This is a genomic window from Citrobacter sp. R-1.5.2 (assembly GCF_035064245.1).
Classification (GTDB): domain Bacteria; phylum Pseudomonadota; class Gammaproteobacteria; order Enterobacterales; family Enterobacteriaceae; genus Citrobacter.
In genome coordinates this window covers 63,139-82,365 of sequence record NZ_JASEYC010000012.1, presented here as the reverse complement: position 1 = coordinate 82,365, position 19,227 = coordinate 63,139, and the positions used below count along the sequence as shown (strand labels likewise).

The following is a 19,227-nucleotide window of genomic DNA, read 5'->3' as shown; positions in this document are numbered from 1 at the left end:
GGTGCATCCGGGAGGATTCGAACCTCCGACCGCTCGGTTCGTAGCCGAGTACTCTATCCAGCTGAGCTACGGATGCAAATGGCGGTGAGGCGGGGATTCGAACCCCGGATGCAGCTTTTGACCGCATACTCCCTTAGCAGGGGAGCGCCTTCAGCCTCTCGGCCACCTCACCAACACGCCTCTTGCGAGTGCTTCGAAGAACTTGTTTCTGCTCATCGTCGCTGCGTGGCGCACATATTACTTTCTGGGACTTATAAGTCAAACAATTTTTCCAGAGCTTTTATCGTTTGCACATTTCACGCGCAATTAGTCTGCAAAAACGGCAAAAAGAGTGTTTTATCAACAGATAAATCGGCGTTATACGGAGACGATGTACGAACAGAAAAATCACCGGGGAAGACAATAACAGCATCACAGCAGAGAAAACGACGTGGAATAACAAGAATCAGAGAGAAGTCAGAGCAGTATAGAAAGAGATAAGAGAGAAGTCAGAGCAGTATAGAAAGAGATAAGAGAGCAATGAGGAAGTGAAAAGTAAGAAAAGAAGACACTCAATCAGGTTGCGCCTCACCAGGAAGGTGAGACGCGGAAACCTTAGTAACTGGACTGCTGGGATTTTTCAGCCTGGATACGCTGGTAGATCTCTTCACGATGGACAGAAACTTCTTTCGGGGCGTTGACGCCAATGCGCACCTGGTTGCCCTTCACCCCTAAAACTGTCACGGTGACCTCATCGCCTATCATGAGGGTCTCACCAACTCGACGAGTCAGAATCAGCATTCTTTGCTCCTTGAAAGATTAAAAGAGTCGGGTCTCTCTGTATCCCGGCATTATCCATCATATAACGCCAAAAAGTAAGCGATGACAAACACCTAAGTGTAAGCAGTCACGGCATCACATTCTGTTAAACCTAAGTTTAGCCGATATACACAACTTCAACCTGACTTTATCGTTGTCGACAGCGTTGATGCAAACGCTGCGGATTGAAGTCCGCAGCGTCGACTTACGCTTATAATTTTTACAGTTTTGCGCTAACCCAGCCTTTCACACTGGCTAACGCTGCCGGCAGAGCCGCAGCATCCGTACCACCGGCTTGCGCCATGTCCGGACGACCACCACCCTTGCCGCCTACTTGCTGAGCGACCATCCCAATCAGTTCCCCTGCTTTCACGCGGTCTGTCACATCCTTAGACACGCCCGCAATCAGAGAAACCTTACCTTCAGCAACTGTTGCCAGTACAACAACAGTAGAACCCAGCTGATTTTTCAGATCATCAACCATGGTACGCAGCATTTTCGGTTCAACGTCCGCAAGCTCGCTTACCAACAGCTTCACGCCGTTGATATCAACTGCTTTGCTGGAAAGGTTCGCACTTTCCTGCGCTGCGGCCTGTTCCTTCAATTGCTGCAATTCTTTTTCGAGCTGACGCGTACGTTCCAGTACGGAACGAACTTTATCACCGATATTCTGGCTATCGCCTTTCAGCAGCTGCGCAATATCGCTTAAGCGATCGCTTTCAGCATGCACGGTATTCAGAGCGCCTTCACCGGTCACGGCTTCGATACGACGAACGCCAGCAGCGGTACCAGACTCGGAGATAATACGGAACAGACCGATATCGCCCGTACGGCTGGCGTGAGTACCACCACACAGTTCGGTAGAGAAATCACCCATGCTCAGAACACGCACGTGGTCATCGTATTTCTCACCAAACAGCGCCATTGCACCTTTGGCTTTCGCTGCTTCGAGATCCATGATGTTCGTTTCAATCGGCAGGTTGCGACGAATTTGCGCGTTCACCAGATCTTCAACAGCACGAATTTCAGCAGGCTTCATCGCTTCGGTATGCGAGAAGTCGAAACGCAGCACTTTATCGTTTACCAGTGAACCTTTCTGCGCCACATGCGTGCCCAGAACCTGACGCAACGCCGCGTGCATCAGGTGCGTTGCGGAGTGGTTCAGACGGATCCGCGCACGACGCGCTTCATCCACATCAGCCTGCACCGCATCGCCCACTTTCAGAGAACCCGCAGACAGCTTGCCAATATGACCAATCGCCTGACCATATTTTTGCGTGTCGTTCACGGCAAAGGCAAAACCGGCGCCTTTCAGTTCACCTTTATCGCCAACCTGGCCACCGGATTCTGCATAGAACGGCGTCTGGTCCAGAACAACGACAGCGTCCTGACCGGCGCTAATGGCATCTACCGCTTTACCATCAACAAATAGCGCGGTCACTTTGCCGTTCAGTTCCAGATTCTCGTAGCCTTTAAATTCAGAGGCACCATCAACACGAATCATCGCATTGTAGTCTGCGCCAAAACCGCTGGCTTCACGCGCACGGCGGCGCTGTTCTTCCATTGCGGCCTCAAAGCCAGCTTCATCAACCTTGATGTTGCGCTCGCGGCAAACGTCTGCCGTCAGGTCAACCGGGAAACCGTAAGTGTCATACAGGCGGAATGCTGTTTCGCCATCCAACGTATCGCCAGACAGTTTCGCCAGCTCTTCATCCAGCAGTGCCAGCCCACGTTCCAGCGTACGCGCAAACTGCTCTTCTTCGGTTTTCAGAACCTGCTCAACCATGGTTTGTTGACGCTTCAGTTCTTCACCCGCAGAGCCCATGACCTCCACCAGCGGACCAACCAGCTTGTAGAAGAAGGTATCTTTTGCGCCCAGCATGTTGCCATGACGTACCGCGCGACGAATGATACGGCGCAGCACATAGCCACGGTTTTCATTCGACGGGACAACGCCATCGGCAATCAGGAATGCGCAGGAACGAATATGGTCGGCGATAACGCGCAGTGATTTATTACTCAGATCGGTCGCACCGGTCACTTTCGCCACGGCTTCGATCAGTGAGCGGAACAGGTCGATTTCGTAGTTGGAGTTAACGTGTTGCAGCACGGCCGCAATACGCTCCAGACCCATACCGGTGTCTACGGACGGCTTCGGCAGCGGTTCCATGGTACCGTCGGCTTGACGGTTGAACTGCATGAAGACGATGTTCCAGATCTCAATGTAGCGATCGCCATCTTCTTCTGCACTTCCCGGAGGGCCACCCCAAATGTGGTCACCGTGATCGTAGAAAATCTCGGTGCACGGACCGCAAGGACCGGTATCACCCATCTGCCAGAAGTTGTCGGATGCATACGCAGCGCCTTTGTTATCACCAATACGGATGATACGTTCGCGCGGAATACCGACTTCTTTTTCCCAGATTTCATAGGCTTCATCGTCAGTTTCATAGACGGTGACCCACAGACGCTCTTTCGGCAGAGCAAACCAGTTTTCACCGGTCAGCAGTTCCCATGCGTATTGAATGGCATCGTGTTTGAAGTAGTCGCCGAAGCTGAAGTTGCCCAGCATTTCGAAGAAGGTGTGGTGACGTGCAGTGTAACCGACGTTTTCCAGATCGTTGTGCTTACCGCCCGCGCGTACGCAACGCTGCGAAGTGGTTGCGCGGGAATAATTACGCTTGTCGAGGCCAAGGAATACATCCTTGAACTGGTTCATCCCGGCGTTGGTAAACAACAAAGTAGGGTCATTGTTGGGTACCAGGGAGCTGCTGGCAACTACCTGATGTCCTTTACTATGGAAAAAATCGAGAAACGCCTGACGGATCTCAGCGGTGCTCTTGCTCATAATTATCCTGAAGAAATCAAGCTAACGAAATGTCATTACCAGCATCGGCATGCAAACTGCGCCTCTGGCAATCGAAAAGTGGGAATAAGATAAGTTTTCTTTACTGGGAAGTAAAATCCCGTATGCGCTCAATCGTCAAAATTTCGCCATATTGCCTGAATATCTTCCATCAGATAGCCGCGATAGAGCAAAAAACGCTGGACCTTAACCTTTTCTGAAAAATCGACAGGTAAGGGGTCGCCATATTTTCTGATTGCCTGCTCCCGCGCAAGCAGCGCCCAGTCAATTTCACATTCCCGCATTGCCCGCTCAATGGCCTCACGCGCGATCCCTTTCTGACCTAATTCCTGGCGCACACGCGCTGGTCCATAACCTTTACGGCTACGGCTGGTGATGAATTGCTGAACAAATCGGTCATCATCAAGATAACGGCTTTCAATACACCAGGCGACAACCTTGTCGTAATCCTCCGGCGTGGCATCAATTTCTTCTGGTCCATTTCTCCCCATCACCGGGGCAGCCAGTTTACGCCGCAGTTCCTGCTCACTGTGGTCGCGCATCGCAAGTATTCGCACCGCGCGGTCAAGTAATCGGGAGTAAGCAGAGCGGCGGGAAGTTGAATCTGTCATATTGAGCCTTCAGAAATGGAAAAGGGCTGCATGATATGCAGCCCTTTTATATGCGATTACGTCAGACTATCAGAAATCTTCGTTGGTTTCTGCTACATCTTGACCACTGTCATCAACGGAGAAATCTGGCGTTGAATCCTGGTTATTGAGCAGTAACTCGCGTAATTTTTTCTCAATTTCTTTTGCGGCAGCCGGGTTTTCTTTCAGCCAGTTGGTTGCATTCGCTTTACCCTGACCAATTTTGTCACCGTTGTAGCTATACCATGCGCCCGCTTTTTCAATCAGCTTCTCTTTCACGCCCAGGTCAACCAGTTCGCCGTAGAAGTTGATACCTTCGCCGTAAAGAATCTGGAATTCAGCCTGTTTAAACGGCGCTGCAATTTTGTTTTTCACGACCTTAACGCGGGTTTCGCTACCGACCACGTTATCGCCCTCTTTCACCGCGCCAATACGACGGATATCCAGACGGACGGAGGCGTAAAATTTCAGAGCGTTACCACCGGTAGTCGTTTCCGGGTTACCGAACATAACACCAATTTTCATACGGATCTGGTTGATGAAAATCAGCAATGTGTTGGACTGCTTCAGGTTACCCGCCAGCTTACGCATTGCCTGGCTCATCATACGTGCCGCAAGGCCCATATGAGAGTCACCGATCTCACCTTCGATTTCAGCCTTCGGCGTCAGTGCAGCAACGGAGTCAACAACGATAACGTCGACTGCGCCAGAACGCGCCAGTGCGTCACAGATTTCCAGAGCTTGTTCACCCGTATCCGGCTGAGAACACAGCAGGTTATCGATATCAACGCCAAGCTTACGCGCATAGACAGGATCCAACGCGTGTTCTGCATCGATGAATGCACAGGTTTTACCTTCGCGCTGTGCGGCAGCAATAACTTGCAGCGTCAGCGTTGTTTTACCGGAGGATTCAGGCCCATAAATTTCGACGATGCGTCCCATCGGCAAACCGCCCGCGCCCAATGCGATATCCAGAGAAAGCGAACCGGTAGAGATGGTTTCCACGTCCATGGAACGGTCTTCACCCAGGCGCATGATGGAGCCTTTACCGAATTGCTTTTCGATCTGACCCAGCGCTGCCGCCAACGCTTTCTGTTTGTTTTCGTCGATAGCCATTAATTACTCCTGTCATGCCGCTTTCGGATTAAACCGCGAAACGTGAAAGATAATGTTCTGTTGAGGCAATTATACTGTATGCTCATACAGTATCAAGTATTTTGTAGAAATTGTTGCCACAGGGTTTGTAACGCATACGCGGTCGCCTGACGACGTACCGACTCACGGTCACCGTTGAAGCATTCCCGCCGGGTAATCCCCTCACCGCTGACGCTGGCAAAGGCAAACCACACCGTACCCACGGGTTTGTCTTCACTACCGCCATCGGGTCCTGCGATACCGCTAATTGAGACGGCGAAGTCTGCACGGGCGGCTTTTAGCGCGCCAATCGCCATTTCAACGACCACCGGTTCACTCACCGCCCCATGCTGCGCCAGCGTTTCTTCGCGCACGCCGATCATCTGCGCTTTGGCTTGGTTGCTGTAAGTGACAAACCCGCGCTCAAACCAGGCTGAGCTACCGGCAATATCGGTAATGGCTTTTGCCACCCAACCGCCGGTGCAGGATTCCGCTGTTGTCACCGTTGCTCCGCGTGCTTTTAACGCCAGCCCCACCTGCTCACTTAACTGCATCAGTTCACTGTCGGTCATTTCAGCCTCTGTCAGTTAAAAAAATATGCCGGACAAGATAGCACTTTCACAATCAAGATGGGGATGAGGAGAACGTTTTACGAGGGGGATTCCAAAAATTGATCCGTTACCTAAATAAGACCTGCCAGATAGCGATGCCAGCGCATCTTATCCGGCCTACAAGCGAAATCTTCCTGTAGGCCGGTAACACGCGATTACTGCACGCGAGCCAGCGCTACCGCTTGCCCCAACTGCCAAACCGCCATCGCGTAATGCGTGCTGTGGTTATAGCGGGTGATGGTGTAGAAGTTCGGCAGTCCATACCAGTACTGGTAGCCGGTGCCAACATCCAGACGCAGCAGGCTAGCCTGCTGATGATTCCCCAACGACTGCTGCGGTGTCAGGCCAGCCGCGGCAAGCTGAGAAATGCTGTATTGGGTTTTAAAGCCATTCGCAAGACCCGGTGCCTGTCCATTTGCAGGTACTGCCACGGTATCGCCTTTCACCCAGCCGTGCCCTTTGAAATAGTTTGCCACGCTGCCGATAGCATCGACGGGGTCCCACAGGTTAATGTGCCCATCACCATTGAAATCAACGGCATATTGTTTATAGGAGGATGGCATAAACTGACCGTAACCCATCGCACCAGCAAAGGAACCTTTTAGATCGAGCGGATCATCACTTTCATCTCGCGCCATCAGCAGGAAGGTTTCCAGCTCGCCAGAGAAGTATTCCGCACGGCGCGGATAGTTGAAGGAAAGCGTCGCCAGCGCATCCAGAATACGCGTTTTGCCCATCACGCGGCCCCAGCGCGTTTCAACGCCGATAATGCCGACGATAATTTCTGGTGGTACTCCGTATACCTGCCACGCGCGGTTCAGCGCATCTTCATATTGATTCCAGAACGCCACACCATTTTGCACGTTGTCCGGGGTGATGAACTGCTTGCGATAGCGCAGCCATGCGCCATTAGGTCCGGCTGGCGGCTGCGTTGTGGGTGCCTGGCGGTCCATCAGACGCAATACTGAGTCCAGCCGCTTAGCCTGCGACAGGATTTCCTGCAATTGCTGACGGTCAAAACCATGCTTATTCACCATTTTCTCGATGAACTGCTGTGCATTCGGATTATTGGCGAAATCACCGCTTGTTTGCATGACGTTGTGCTGTGGCTCAAGCAGGAAGCCGCCGGATGGCGCACCCGTAGTCGTTTGAGTCTCTGAAGGTTTGGGTTTGCTGCTACAGGCAGCGAGCAGTACGAAAAGGGGGAGTAACGCTACATAACGACGCTTGAACATGAGACATCCATTAAACAAATTCAGCCTGGGGGAAGTATGGTAAAGCATCCTCCGTCATACAAGGAAGCGGTAGTCGCTCTCCTTCACAGAATTTACATCCCCTTTCATCTCCGACCCGCACATTTGCGAGCACTCACGCAATAACTTTCAAATTAAAATATTTATCTTTCATTTTGAGATCAAAATAACACTTTTAAACCTTTCGATCTGATTAAAATTAATTACCGTTTGGCAAGGTAACTAAAATCCCTACAGGAGAGAATAATGATCGACACCATCACACTCGGTGCTGAGTGGTTTATCGGGCTGTTCCAGAAAGGCGGAGAAGTGTTTACCGGCATGGTGACCGGTATTCTTCCACTGCTAATTAGCCTGCTGGTCATCATGAATGCGCTGATTAACTTTATTGGCCAGCAGCGTATTGAACGTTTTGCCCAGCGTTGTGCCGGGAACCCATTGTCCCGCTATCTGCTGCTGCCGTGCATCGGCACATTCGTTTTTTGTAACCCCATGACCCTGAGCCTGGGCCGTTTTATGCCAGAGAAATATAAGCCCAGCTATTACGCAGCAGCGTCCTATAGCTGCCACTCAATGAACGGCTTGTTCCCACACATTAACCCCGGAGAGTTGTTTGTCTATCTGGGGATCGCCAGCGGCTTGACGACGCTGGGCCTCCCGCTTGGCCCGCTCGCCGTAAGCTATTTACTGGTCGGTCTGGTCACCAACTTCTTCCGTGGCTGGGTGACCGATTTCACTACCGCCATTTTTGAGAAAAAAATGGGCATTCAACTTGAGCAGAAAGTGCATCTGGCGGGAGCAACATCATGACACGTATTCGTATTGAAAAAGGCACAGGCGGCTGGGGTGGCCCACTCGAACTGGACGCCATTTCAGGAAAGAAAATTGTCTATATCACTGCCGGGACACGCCCTGCAATTGTCGACAAACTGGCCAGCTTGACCGGCTGGCAGGCCGTTGATGGCTTCAAAGAAGGTGAACCACCCGAGAATGAAATCGGTGTTGCAATCATCGACTGCGGCGGCACGTTGCGCTGCGGGATCTATCCGAAACGTCGTATACCGACGGTAAATATTCACGCGACCGGGAAATCCGGCCCACTGGCACAATACATTGTTGAAGATATCTATGTCTCTGGCGTGAAAGAAGAAAATATCACCGTTGTCGGTGAAACATCCGCTACGCCGCAGCCTGCAAGCAGCACTATTGGTCGCGATTACGACACCAGCAAAAAGATTACCGAACAAAGTGATGGCCTGCTGGCAAAAGTCGGTATGGGCATGGGTTCCGCCGTTGCGGTGCTGTTCCAGTCCGGACGCGACACGATTGATACCGTGCTGAAAACCATTCTGCCGTTTATGGCGTTCGTCTCGGCACTGATTGGCATCATCATGGCTTCCGGTTTAGGTGACTGGATAGCCCATGGTCTTGCGCCGCTGGCCAGCCATCCTCTGGGATTGGTGACCCTGGCACTAATTTGCTCATTCCCATTGCTATCGCCTTTCCTCGGACCTGGCGCGGTAATTGCTCAAGTTATCGGCGTACTGATCGGTGTACAGATTGGTCTGGGAAATATCCCGCCGCATCTGGCACTACCTGCCCTGTTTGCCATTAACGCCCAGGCTGCGTGCGATTTTATCCCGGTAGGCCTGTCGCTGGCCGAGGCTCGTCAGGACACCGTGCGCGTCGGTGTGCCATCTGTTCTGGTAAGCCGCTTCCTCACCGGTGCACCTACCGTTCTCATCGCCTGGTTTGTTTCCGGCTTTATTTACCAATAAGAGGCACTCAGAAATGACCGTGATTTATCAGACCACCATCACCCGTATCGGCCAAAGCGCAGCAGATGCACTTTGCGACCAGATGCTGATTACCTTTCGTGAAGGCGCCCCTGCGGATATCGAAGAGTTTTGCTTCATTCATTGCCATGGCGTGCTGAACGGTTCTCTGCAAGCTGGTATCCGTTTCGAACTGGGCCAGCATCACTACCCGGTTACGGCTGTCGGCAGCGTGGCAGAACAAAACTTACGTGAACTCGGACATATCACTCTGCGCTTCGACGGACTAAGCGAAGCGGAATTTCCCGGCACCGTGCACATAGCGGGGCCCGTACCGGACGATATCGCACCGGGCTGTATTTTGAAGTTTGTTGCTTAAGATTGAAGGAGAAAAAAATGAATCAGGTAGCCGTTGTCATTGGTGGAGGCCAGACCCTGGGAGCATTCCTTTGCCGTGGGCTTGCGACAGAAGGATACCGCGTTGCGGTCGTCGATATTCAAAGCGATAAAGCGGCGAATGTGGCACAGGAAATTAACGCCGAGTTCGGTGAAGGTACCGCTTACGGTTTTGGTGCAGATGCCACCAGCGAACAGAGCGTGCTGGCGCTGTCTCGCGGAGTCGATGAAATATTCGGTCGCGTTGACCTGCTGGTTTACAGCGCGGGCATTGCCAAAGCGGCATTTATCAGCGACTTTCAGTTAGGGGATTTCGACCGTTCACTTCAGGTGAATCTGGTCGGCTATTTCCTCTGTGCACGTGAATTCTCGCGCCTGATGATCCGTGATGGCGTGCAGGGCCGCATTATCCAAATCAACTCCAAATCGGGGAAAGTGGGTAGCAAGCATAACTCGGGTTACAGCGCGGCGAAATTTGGCGGCGTGGGCTTAACGCAATCGCTGGCACTGGACCTGGCGGAATACGGCATTACGGTGCACTCATTAATGCTGGGTAACCTGCTGAAATCTCCAATGTTCCAGTCATTGTTACCGCAATATGCCACTAAACTTGGCCTCAAGCCGGACGAAGTGGAGCAGTACTACATTGATAAAGTGCCACTCAAGCGCGGCTGCGATTATCAGGACGTACTGAATATGCTGCTGTTTTACGCCAGTCCAAAAGCCTCTTACTGCACCGGGCAGTCCATCAACGTGACCGGCGGTCAGGTGATGTTTTAAGAGACATGATTGCCCGGTGGCGCTGCGCTTACCGGGCCTACACGCAGTAGGCCGGATAAGGCGCAGCCGCCATCCGGCAAAATCAAAGGAGCACATTATGGTTTCCGCACTGATTACCGTCGCCGCCATTGCGTGGTGTCTGCAACTGGCATTGGGAGGCTGGCAAATATCCCGTTTTAATCGGGCTTTCGATAAGCTCTGCCAGCGGGGTCGGGTCGGCGTGGGTCGCTCCGGTGGGCGTTTTAAACCCCGTGTTGTGGTCGCTATCGCACTGGATGAGCAACAGCGGGTTGCTGATACGTTATTTATGAAAGGTCTTACCGTTTTTGCAAGACCTGGCAAAATTGCCACAATTATGGGCAAACATCTTGATGAATTACAGCCTGATGTGATCTTTCCCCATGATCCGCTTTCGCAGAATGCACTATCATTGGCGCTTAAACTGAAACATGGGTAATTTCGTTGTGAATGCTAATAGCTTGCGAAATTATCATTTTGCAACTTATTAAGTCAGGGTAATCACGCCTATGAAACCTCGTCAGCGTCAGGCTGCCATACTGGAGCACTTGCAAAAGCAGGGAAAATGCTCGGTTGAAGAACTGGCCCACTACTTTGACACCACCGGTACGACCATTCGTAAGGATCTGGTCACTCTGGAAAATGCCGGAACCGTCATTCGCACCTATGGCGGCGTAGTATTGAATAAAGACGAATCTGACCCGCCAATCGATCACAAGACGCTGATCAACACGCATAAAAAAGAGCAAATTGCCGAAGCCGCCGTTCGCTTTATTCACGATGGCGACTCCATTATTCTGGATGCAGGCAGTACGGTGCTGCAGATGGTGCCGATGCTCAGCCGCTTTAGCAACATCACCGTCATGACCAACAGCCTGCACATTGTTAATGCGCTTTCGGAGCTGGACAACGAGCAAACCATCCTGATGCCCGGCGGGACATTCCGTAAAAAATCTGCGTCATTTCACGGACAGCTGGCAGAAAATGCCTTTGAGCAGTTCAGCTTTGATAAACTCTTCATGGGCACCGACGGCATCGATCTCAATGCCGGTGTAACCACATTTAATGAGGTGTTTAGCGTCAGTAAAGCGATGTGCAATGCCGCTCGCGAAGTCATTCTGATGGCTGACTCGTCAAAATTTGGGCGCAAAAGTCCCAATGTTGTGTGCAGTCTGGAAAGCGTCGACAAATTGATTACCGATGCGGGTATTAACCCTGCGTTTCGTCAGGCGCTGGAAGCAAAAGGGATTGAAGTGATTATAACCGGAGAGACCAATGAGTGATGCACTACTGAACGCGGGCCGTCAGACGTTAATGCTGGAATTACAGGAAGCCAGTCGACTGCCAGAGCGACTGGGCGATGATTTTGTTCGGGCTGCCAATACTATCATCCACTGTGAAGGCAAAGTGATTGTTTCCGGGATTGGCAAGTCAGGCCATATTGGCAAAAAAATCGCGGCAACCCTCGCCAGTACCGGCACGCCCGCCTTTTTTGTGCATCCGGCAGAAGCGCTGCACGGCGACTTAGGAATGATTGAAAGTCGCGATGTCATGCTGTTTATCTCCTACTCTGGCGGGGCTAAGGAGCTGGATCTCATCATTCCACGCCTGGAAGACAAATCCGTCACCCTGCTGGCAATGACCGGAAAACCAACTTCGCCACTGGGCCTGGCAGCCAAAGCGGTGTTGGATATTTCAGTAGAGCGTGAAGCCTGCCCGATGCGCCTGGCGCCAACTTCCAGCACCGTCAACACGCTGATGATGGGCGATGCGCTGGCGATAGCCGTGATGCAGGCTCGTGGGTTTAACGAAGAAGATTTTGCCCGTTCCCATCCGGCCGGTGCGCTGGGCGCACGTCTGTTAAATAAAGTGCATCACCTGATGCGCCGTGACGATGCTGTACCACAGGTAACGCTCACTACCAGCGTCATGGATGCCATGCTGGAACTGAGTCGCACAGGTCTGGGCCTGGTAGCGGTCTGCGACGATCAATCGCTGGTGAAAGGGGTCTTTACCGACGGCGACCTGCGCCGCTGGCTGGTTGGCGGTGGCGCACTTACGACTCAGGTAAGCGAAGCGATGACCCATAATGGCGTCACGCTGCAGGCGCAGAGCCGAGCGATTGATGCCAAAGAAGTTCTGATGAAGCGCAAAATCACCGCGGCGCCGGTGGTGGATGAAAACGGTAAACTCACCGGCGCTATCAACCTGCAGGATTTCTATCAGGCAGGGATTATTTAATCCTTCAGTCCAAGACGCTTCGCCAGCCGGTGCAGGTTGGCGACGTCTGTTTCCAGCGCCCGCGCACTTGCCGCCCAACTGTGATTATTCTGCGCCAGTGCCCGGCGAATCATCTCCCGTTGGAAAGATTCTGTTGCCTCACGCAGGTTATGATGCAGCGGAACCTCGGGAAGAACCTCCGGCGGCGGGACGGAACTGTCATCCTGTAAAGCAAAATGCTGCGCTTCCAGAACCACTTCATCCCCTGCCCTTGTCGCCCTTGCCAGCACCACGGCGCGGTGAATAGCATGTTCCAGTTCACGAACGTTTCCCGGCCAGCCGTAGTTCAACAAATGGCTACGCGCACCGCCACTTAACACCACGCGGGAAAGTCCCAGTCGCAGCCGACATTGCTCGCAAAAATATCCCGCCAGCAAAACAACGTCCTCACCGCGTTCGCGCAGTGGTGGCACAGAAAGAGGAAAGACGCTCAGGCGATGAAACAAATCCGCGCGGAAATTCCCGGCCAGCACCTCTTCACGCAAATCGCGGTTGGTTGCTGCCAGCACGCGTACGTCAACGCGCAAACTGCGATCGTCCCCCACGCGCTGAATATCCCCGTACTGCAATACGCGCAGCAGCTTGGCCTGTAGCGCCAGCGACAATTCACCTATCTCATCCAGAAACAGCGTACCGTTGTCCGCCATTTCAAACTTGCCGCTACGGTTGCTGATAGCCCCGGTAAACGCCCCTTTGACGTGACCAAACAGCTCGCTTTCCGCCACGCTTTCCGGCAACGCCGCGCAGTTCAGATACACCAGTGGATTTACCGCACGCGGCGAACCTTCATGGATGGCCTTCGCCACCAGCTCTTTCCCGGTTCCCGTCTCACCGCTGATCAAAACATTGAGATCGGAGCCCGCAACAATCTCGATCTCTTTTTTCAGTTGCATCATATTGGGCGACAGGCCAATCATTTGCGTTTCTTTCACCTGCTCGAAGGCCGTTGACGAGCCTGGCAGCATGTTCTGGCTTTCCAGTTGCTCAATCAGCAGCGCATTACTGAGCGCGCCCGCCGCCAGCGCAGCAATCAGCCTAAGCTCTTCATCACTGAACACATCGAACTGATCGGGTTCCATGCCATCCAGCGTAAGCGCCCCGATCAGACTTTGTCCGGCAAACAGCGGCAATCCGATACAGGCATGCACCTTCAGGCTCTCCTGACCGGGGATCAACCCATCATAAGGATCGGGCAAATCGCTGTCGGCGGGGAAACGCACCACATCCCCGGCACGGGCAATCGCCTCCAGCCGTGGGTGCCCCTCCAGCGTAAAGCGCCTGCCGAGAACATCCTGCGTCAGTCCATCGATCGCCAGCGGAATAAATTGTCGGGATTCATAGCGCAACAATGCCGACGCATCGCACTCCAGCACCTGACGTAACGTCGTGATCAGGCGTTGAAAACGGTCCTGATGCCCAATACCGCTTTGTAATTCAATGGCGATGCCCGCCAGCACGTCTACAGAAAAGCTCATGACCACCTCATTGTCATTTTGACAATACATATTGTCATATTGACAATGAAATGAATAGTCATTTTGACTACCACTTTGTAGGCAATAAATATTAAATCGTTATAAATCAAATAAATAAAAAGTTGGCACGCAACCTGCAATAAGCAAAACATCTTTTTTAGAAAAACGCGAAATTAATTACTGAGGTTGCTATGTCTATTCTGGTTAAAAATAACATTCATTGGGTTGGCCAACGTGACTGGGAAGTTCGTGATTTCCACGGAACCGAATACAAAACGCTGCGCGGCAGCAGCTACAACAGCTATCTTATCCGTGAAGAAAAAAATGTCCTGATCGATACAGTAGACCACAAGTTTAGCCGTGAATTCGTGCAGAACCTGCGCAGTGAAATCGACCTGGCAGATATCGATTACATCATCATTAACCATGCGGAAGAAGACCACGCTGGGGCGCTGACCGAGCTGATGTCCTGCATCCCGGATACCCCGATTTACTGCACAGCCAACGCCATTGACTCCATCAACGGTCACCACCATCACCCGGAATGGAACTTTAACGTGGTGAAAACCGGTGATTCACTGGACATTGGTAACGGCAAACAGCTGATCTTCGTGGAAACACCGATGCTGCACTGGCCGGACAGCATGATGACCTACATGACCGGTGATGCGGTACTGTTCAGTAACGACGCCTTTGGCCAGCACTATTGTGATGAACGCTTATTCAACGACGAAGTGGATCAGACGGAGTTATTCGAACAGTGTCAGCGCTACTACGCCAATATCCTGACCCCGTTCAGCCGCCTGGTCACACCGAAAATCACGGAGATCCTTGGCTTCAACTTGCCGGTCGACATGATTGCCACTTCCCACGGTGTGGTATGGCGCGACAACCCAACACAAATCGTAGAGATGTACCTGAAATGGGCGGCGGATTACCAGGAAGACCGCATCACCATTTTCTACGACACCATGTCGAACAACACCCGCATGATGGCCGATGCGATTGCCCAGGGCATCAACGAAGTAGACCCGAACGTCGCGGTGAAAATCTTCAACGTTGCCCGCAGCGATAAAAACGAAGTACTGACTAACGTCTTCCGCTCTAAAGGCGTGCTGGTAGGGACTTCGACCATGAATAACGTGATGATGCCGAAAATCGCGGGTCTGGTGGAAGAAATGACCGGCCTGCGTTTTCGTAACAAACGCGCCAGCGCCTTCGGTTCACATGGCTGGAGTGGCGGTGCGGTAGACCGTTTGTCCACTCGCCTGCAGGATGCAGGTTTTGAAATGTCACTGAGCCTGAAAGCAAAATGGCGTCCTGATCTAGATGCGCTGGAACTGTGCCGCCAGCACGGTCGAGAAATTGCACATCAGTGGGCACTTGCTCCGCTGCCGGAAACCCAGGTGAAAGCCGTCGCCCAGGAAGAAGCCTGCGCCTGTGCCGCTGCGGCTGCCGCGGACCTCGGCCCAAGCATGCAGTGCAGCGTTTGCCAGTGGATCTACGATCCAGCAAAAGGTGAGCCGCTGCAGGATGTCGCACCGGGTACACCATGGAGCGACGTGCCGGACAACTTCCTGTGCCCGGAATGTTCATTAGGTAAAGACGTCTTTGACGTACTGGCAACGGAGGCAAAATGAGCCGCGGAATTGTCATTATTGGTTCGGGCTTTGCCGCCCGCCAGTTAGTCAAAAATATCCGTAAACAGGATGCAACGGTTCCGTTGACCCTGATTGCCGCTGACAGCATGGATGAGTACAACAAGCCCGATCTCAGCCACGTGATCAGTCAGGCACAGCGCGCAGACGACCTCACCCGCCAGTCGGCGGGGGAGTTTGCCGAACAGTTTAACTTACGCCTGTTTCCACATACCTGGGTTACTGATATCGATGCAGATGCTCACATGGTGAAAAGCCAGGAGCAGCAATGGGAGTACGACAAGCTGGTACTGGCAACGGGCGCATCGGCTTTTGTGCCACCGGTTACCGGGCGTGAGTTAATGCTCACTTTGAACAGCCAACAAGAGTATCGCGCCTGTGAAACACAGCTGCGTGACGCCCAGCGGGTACTGATTGTCGGCGGTGGCTTGATTGGCAGCGAACTGGCGATGGATTTCTGTCGTGCCGGCAAAGCGGTGACGCTTATCGATAACGCCGCCAGCATTCTGGCCTCGTTAATGCCGCCGGAAGTCAGCAGCCGTTTGCAGCATCGTCTGACCGATATGGGTGTGCATCTGCTGTTGAAATCACAACTGCAGGGTCTGGAGAAAACCAGCACCGGTATCCGCGCCACGCTCGATCGTCACCGTAGTGTCGACGTTGATGCGGTGATCGCTGCAACCGGTCTGCGTCCGGAAACCGCACTGGCGCGTCGCGCCGGACTGAACATCAATCGGGGCGTTTGCGTCGACAGCTACCTGCAAACCAGTCATCCGGACATTTACGCGCTCGGTGACTGTGCGGAAATTAACGGTCAGGTACTGCCTTTCCTGCAACCGATTCAGTTAAGCGCCATGTATCTGGCGAAAAACCTGCTCGGTGGTAACGCGCCGTTGAAGCTGCCCGCCATGCTGGTAAAAGTCAAAACGCCGGAACTGCCGTTACACCTGGCAGGGGAAACCCAGCGTCGCGATCTGAACTGGCATATTGCCGCCGAAGCGCAAGGGATGGTCGCCCGAGGGATGAACGACGAAGGTCAATTGTGTGCCTTCGTCGTCAGTGAAGACCGGATGAAAGAAGCCTTCGCGCTGCTGAAAACGTTGCCCGTGTAAATCTGTGATGCCGGATGGCGGCTGCGCCTTATCCGACCTACAACCTTATCCAGCAACGCGGCTACTGATTTATTAACCTCACGCACATGGATGTGCGTTGCCACTTGTCGGTATGCCCCGACATGTTTTTCTTGCCCCGCCAGTCCCGGGGCTTTTTTTATTTTTGCCCCAACGCTCGCGCGGCGGCAATCACACCCTGTCCCAATGACAATCCACCGTCGCCCGCCGGTAAACGCTGCGGGAACAATAACGTAAAATCGGCCAGGTAAAATGCCAGTCGGGTTGACAATAAACGGTTATGCATTACACCGCCGCTGAATACTAACGTCTTAATCCTGCGCGCTTCAGCCTGTTCCCGCATCAGAGTGGCAAACCCACGCGCCAGCGCATCGTGAAACGCCCACGCTCTTTCTGTCGATTTGGCCTGCCAGTTCAGCCATTGGTGCCAAAAAGCCGCTAAGTCCAGATGATTACCATCAAGCGGCACCGTGACAGGATGATCAACGCCAGCACATTGCGATGCCATCGACTCCAGGGCACAGGCCGCTTCGCCCTCGTAACTCAGCGATTCCGGCGCGCACTGGAGTGCGGCTGCAACGGCATCAAACAACCGTCCGCACGATGAGGCCTGCGGAGTATTGATTCCTCGCTCGATCGCGCGAGCCAGCACCGGCCAGTTTTGCTGTTGCAGCGCTGACGTTTCCGGGTAACGCTGCCAGTCAGGAACAAAACGCAGGCACTGCGCCAACAGATTGCGCCACGGCTGTTTTGCCGCCAGATCGCCGCCGGCCAGTGCCACGGCAGGTAAGCCTCCGAGGTGTTCGCATTCACGATAATTGACCCGCAAACACTCGCCGCCCCACAGCGCACCGTTTTCGCCCATGCCAATACCGTCTAGCGTCAGGGCAATCACATCGCCACCGTCCAGCGGCCAGCCGTGCTCGGCCAGACACGCAGCAGCATGCGCATGATGATGCAGCACCGTTTCAGTCGGCAGATTCATCTCGCTGGCCCACTGGCTGGAAACATAACCAGGGTGCGCGTCATGGACGATACGCTGCGGTGTAAAGTCATAAATATTCTGGATCAGGCGCAACGCGTCACGCCACTGATGTTGAATACCATCGTCGCTAAGATCGCCCAAATGCTGGCTGATAACCGCCTGCTCACCACGCACCAGACAGAAAGTATTTTTTAAATCTGCGCCTAAACACAACATCGGCGGCACATCGCGAAAGCCCGGCGGTAGCGCAACCGCATCCGGCACGTAGCCCCGGGATCGGCGCAGCATTTCCCCGCTTTGACGTACCACGGAGTCATCCATGCGCTGCACAATTTCACGGTTGTGCAGCAGGAAACCGTCGGCAATGTCATGTAAATCTTCCAGCGCCTGCGCGTTGGTAATGGCCGGTGGCCTGCCGCTGAGATTGCCGGAGGTCATCACCAGTGGGCAGTTCAGTGCCTGTAACAGCAGGTGCTGTAATGGATTAGCAGGTAGCATTATCCCAATTTCCGTCAGCCCGGGCGCAATCTCCTCACTGAGCGCAACCACATCGTGTTTATTCACTAACACGATAGGCGCGGCGGGCGTTGTCAGCAGACGACGAGCGGCCTCTGGCAATCCGTTATCATCGGGCAACATCACCGCCAGAGGCTTAGCCGGACGGTGTTTGCGCTGCCTGAGTCGGGCCACGGCATTATCGTTACGGGCATCGCAGACCAGATGAAATCCGCCAATGCCTTTCACGGCCACAATGCCGCCCGCTTTCAGCTGTGCCACCGCCGCCAGCAGTGCGTCTTCTTTTTCAACCCGCACGTCAGTACTGATCCATTCCAGATGCGGGCCGCATGCCGGGCAAGCAACGGGCTGGGCGTGGAAGCGACGGTCATACGGATCGCGATACTCTTTGTCGCACTGCGGACAGAGCGGGAAAGACGCCATGACGGTCAACGGACGGTCATACGGCATCGCGCGGATAATCGTAAAACGTGGGCCACAGTGGGTACAGTTGATAAAGGGATAGCGATAGCGACGCTCGCCGGGCGTGTTCATTTCAACAAGGCATTCAGGACAGGTCGCGGCATCGGGGACAATTTGCGTATTCATCGTTCCGCCCGCGCTCTGTCGAATCGAGAAATCAGCTGGCCGCTGCGTCCAGACAAATGGCTCACTTTCGACGCTATCGATACGTGCCAGCGGTGGGCAGTGCTGATGCAACTGGGTAATAAACGCCGCGGGATCTTCCAGCAATCGCACAACCACGCCATCACCGTCGTTACACACGTCGCCGTGTAGGTTCAGGCGCTGCGCCAGTTGCCAGACAAAGGGGCGAAATCCGACGCCCTGAACCTTGCCGCGAATACGCAGTTGTACGCCGGAGTGGTGGTTTATTGTCATGATGAATTCCCGCGGTATTGTATCCCTGAAATGTCCGTTTGCCG

At 53.4% G+C, this 19,227-nt stretch carries 17 protein-coding genes and 2 tRNA genes; 9 read left to right on the top strand and 10 right to left on the bottom strand.

Features of this window, described 5'->3' with window-relative positions; genetic code table 11:
• Window positions 1-2: 2 nt before the first annotated feature.
• From QMN38_RS19250 to mltB, 8 genes are all read right to left on the bottom strand, one after another.
• Window positions 3-76: transfer RNA gene (locus QMN38_RS19250), tRNA-Arg, on the bottom strand.
• A 3-nt stretch (window positions 77-79) separates the two neighbouring features.
• A tRNA-Ser gene (locus QMN38_RS19245) sits at window positions 80-172 on the bottom strand.
• A gap of 422 nt (window positions 173-594) precedes the next feature.
• Window positions 595-780, bottom strand: coding sequence for a carbon storage regulator CsrA (gene csrA / locus QMN38_RS19240; protein ID WP_000906486.1), 186 nt, complete (start codon window positions 778-780; stop codon window positions 595-597).
• Between the two features lie 238 nt (window positions 781-1,018).
• Window positions 1,019-3,646 (bottom strand): alanine--tRNA ligase, encoded by a 2,628-nt coding sequence (gene alaS, locus QMN38_RS19235; RefSeq protein ID WP_323605672.1) that lies wholly within the window; start codon window positions 3,644-3,646, stop codon window positions 1,019-1,021.
• Between the two features lie 128 nt (window positions 3,647-3,774).
• On the bottom strand, window positions 3,775-4,275 hold the full coding sequence (recX, locus tag QMN38_RS19230; protein ID WP_323605670.1) for a recombination regulator RecX: 501 nt from the start codon (window positions 4,273-4,275) through the stop codon (window positions 3,775-3,777).
• Between the two features lie 69 nt (window positions 4,276-4,344).
• Entirely contained in the window at window positions 4,345-5,409 is a 1,065-nt protein-coding gene (recA, locus tag QMN38_RS19225; protein WP_137382790.1) for a recombinase RecA, read from the bottom strand.
• Window positions 5,410-5,501: 92 nt separating this feature from the next.
• On the bottom strand, window positions 5,502-5,999 hold the full coding sequence (gene pncC, locus QMN38_RS19220; RefSeq protein ID WP_271449800.1) for a nicotinamide-nucleotide amidase: 498 nt from the start codon (window positions 5,997-5,999) through the stop codon (window positions 5,502-5,504).
• Window positions 6,000-6,193: 194 nt separating this feature from the next.
• Window positions 6,194-7,273 (bottom strand): lytic murein transglycosylase B, encoded by a 1,080-nt coding sequence (gene mltB, locus QMN38_RS19215; protein ID WP_271441819.1) that lies wholly within the window; start codon window positions 7,271-7,273, stop codon window positions 6,194-6,196.
• A gap of 264 nt (window positions 7,274-7,537) precedes the next feature.
• On the opposite strand from mltB, the gene srlA reads away from it, so the two are divergent.
• The 7 genes from srlA (at window position 7,538) to gutQ (ending at window position 12,501) form a co-directional block, all read left to right on the top strand.
• Window positions 7,538-8,101, top strand: a complete 564-nt coding sequence (gene srlA / locus QMN38_RS19210) for a PTS glucitol/sorbitol transporter subunit IIC (RefSeq protein ID WP_003825953.1) — start codon at window positions 7,538-7,540, stop codon at window positions 8,099-8,101.
• On the top strand, window positions 8,098-9,069 hold the full coding sequence (gene srlE / locus QMN38_RS19205) for a PTS glucitol/sorbitol transporter subunit IIB (protein ID WP_271441817.1): 972 nt from the start codon (window positions 8,098-8,100) through the stop codon (window positions 9,067-9,069). The genes srlA and srlE overlap by 4 nt, the downstream gene beginning before the upstream one ends.
• Window positions 9,070-9,082: 13 nt before the next feature.
• Window positions 9,083-9,445, top strand: coding sequence for a PTS glucitol/sorbitol transporter subunit IIA (gene srlB / locus QMN38_RS19200; protein ID WP_271441816.1), 363 nt, complete (start codon window positions 9,083-9,085; stop codon window positions 9,443-9,445).
• A 17-nt stretch (window positions 9,446-9,462) separates the two neighbouring features.
• On the top strand, window positions 9,463-10,242 hold the full coding sequence (gene srlD / locus QMN38_RS19195) for a sorbitol-6-phosphate dehydrogenase (RefSeq protein WP_003037345.1): 780 nt from the start codon (window positions 9,463-9,465) through the stop codon (window positions 10,240-10,242).
• Window positions 10,243-10,339: 97 nt separating this feature from the next.
• Window positions 10,340-10,699 carry a transcriptional regulator GutM gene (gene gutM, locus QMN38_RS19190; protein ID WP_137382785.1) on the top strand — a complete coding sequence of 120 codons (360 nt, stop codon included), beginning with the start codon at window positions 10,340-10,342 and terminating at the stop codon, window positions 10,697-10,699.
• A 70-nt stretch (window positions 10,700-10,769) separates the two neighbouring features.
• Complete coding sequence (srlR, locus tag QMN38_RS19185; RefSeq protein WP_137382784.1) at window positions 10,770-11,543, top strand: glucitol operon DNA-binding transcriptional repressor SrlR; 774 nt, start codon at window positions 10,770-10,772, stop codon at window positions 11,541-11,543.
• Window positions 11,536-12,501, top strand: a complete 966-nt coding sequence (gutQ, locus tag QMN38_RS19180; RefSeq protein WP_137382783.1) for an arabinose-5-phosphate isomerase GutQ — start codon at window positions 11,536-11,538, stop codon at window positions 12,499-12,501. Before srlR ends, gutQ begins: the two co-directional genes overlap by 8 nt.
• On the opposite strand, the gene norR is transcribed toward gutQ, so the two are convergent.
• Window positions 12,498-14,015 (bottom strand): nitric oxide reductase transcriptional regulator NorR, encoded by a 1,518-nt coding sequence (gene norR / locus QMN38_RS19175; protein WP_271441815.1) that lies wholly within the window; start codon window positions 14,013-14,015, stop codon window positions 12,498-12,500. The genes gutQ and norR overlap by 4 nt on opposite strands.
• Window positions 14,016-14,206: 191 nt before the next feature.
• On the opposite strand from norR, the gene norV reads away from it, so the two are divergent.
• Window positions 14,207-15,655, top strand: a complete 1,449-nt coding sequence (gene norV / locus QMN38_RS19170) for an anaerobic nitric oxide reductase flavorubredoxin (protein WP_323605667.1) — start codon at window positions 14,207-14,209, stop codon at window positions 15,653-15,655.
• Window positions 15,652-16,785, top strand: a complete 1,134-nt coding sequence (gene norW, locus QMN38_RS19165; RefSeq protein WP_323605666.1) for an NADH:flavorubredoxin reductase NorW — start codon at window positions 15,652-15,654, stop codon at window positions 16,783-16,785. Before norV ends, norW begins: the two co-directional genes overlap by 4 nt.
• A gap of 157 nt (window positions 16,786-16,942) precedes the next feature.
• Here the strand turns inward: norW and hypF are convergent, their stop codons facing one another.
• On the bottom strand, window positions 16,943-19,183 hold the full coding sequence (gene hypF / locus QMN38_RS19160) for a carbamoyltransferase HypF (protein ID WP_323605664.1): 2,241 nt from the start codon (window positions 19,181-19,183) through the stop codon (window positions 16,943-16,945).
• Window positions 19,184-19,227 lie beyond the last annotated feature (44 nt).

Bases quoted from the DNA above. Each gene is read 5' to 3' on its own strand.
- csrA (WP_000906486.1), bottom strand. From the start codon at position 780: ATGCTGATTCTGACTCGTCGAGTTGGTGAGACCCTCATGATAGGCGAT.
- alaS (WP_323605672.1), bottom strand. From the start codon at position 3,646: ATGAGCAAGAGCACCGCTGAGATCCGTCAGGCGTTTCTCGATTTTTTC.
- recX (WP_323605670.1), bottom strand. From the start codon at position 4,275: ATGACAGATTCAACTTCCCGCCGCTCTGCTTACTCCCGATTACTTGAC.
- recA (WP_137382790.1), bottom strand. From the start codon at position 5,409: ATGGCTATCGACGAAAACAAACAGAAAGCGTTGGCGGCAGCGCTGGGT.
- pncC (WP_271449800.1), bottom strand. From the start codon at position 5,999: ATGACCGACAGTGAACTGATGCAGTTAAGTGAGCAGGTGGGGCTGGCG.
- mltB (WP_271441819.1), bottom strand. From the start codon at position 7,273: ATGTTCAAGCGTCGTTATGTAGCGTTACTCCCCCTTTTCGTACTGCTC.
- srlA (WP_003825953.1), top strand. From the start codon at position 7,538: ATGATCGACACCATCACACTCGGTGCTGAGTGGTTTATCGGGCTGTTC.
- srlE (WP_271441817.1), top strand. From the start codon at position 8,098: ATGACACGTATTCGTATTGAAAAAGGCACAGGCGGCTGGGGTGGCCCA.
- srlB (WP_271441816.1), top strand. From the start codon at position 9,083: ATGACCGTGATTTATCAGACCACCATCACCCGTATCGGCCAAAGCGCA.
- srlD (WP_003037345.1), top strand. From the start codon at position 9,463: ATGAATCAGGTAGCCGTTGTCATTGGTGGAGGCCAGACCCTGGGAGCA.
- gutM (WP_137382785.1), top strand. From the start codon at position 10,340: ATGGTTTCCGCACTGATTACCGTCGCCGCCATTGCGTGGTGTCTGCAA.
- srlR (WP_137382784.1), top strand. From the start codon at position 10,770: ATGAAACCTCGTCAGCGTCAGGCTGCCATACTGGAGCACTTGCAAAAG.
- gutQ (WP_137382783.1), top strand. From the start codon at position 11,536: ATGAGTGATGCACTACTGAACGCGGGCCGTCAGACGTTAATGCTGGAA.
- norR (WP_271441815.1), bottom strand. From the start codon at position 14,015: ATGAGCTTTTCTGTAGACGTGCTGGCGGGCATCGCCATTGAATTACAA.
- norV (WP_323605667.1), top strand. From the start codon at position 14,207: ATGTCTATTCTGGTTAAAAATAACATTCATTGGGTTGGCCAACGTGAC.
- norW (WP_323605666.1), top strand. From the start codon at position 15,652: ATGAGCCGCGGAATTGTCATTATTGGTTCGGGCTTTGCCGCCCGCCAG.
- hypF (WP_323605664.1), bottom strand. From the start codon at position 19,183: ATGACAATAAACCACCACTCCGGCGTACAACTGCGTATTCGCGGCAAG.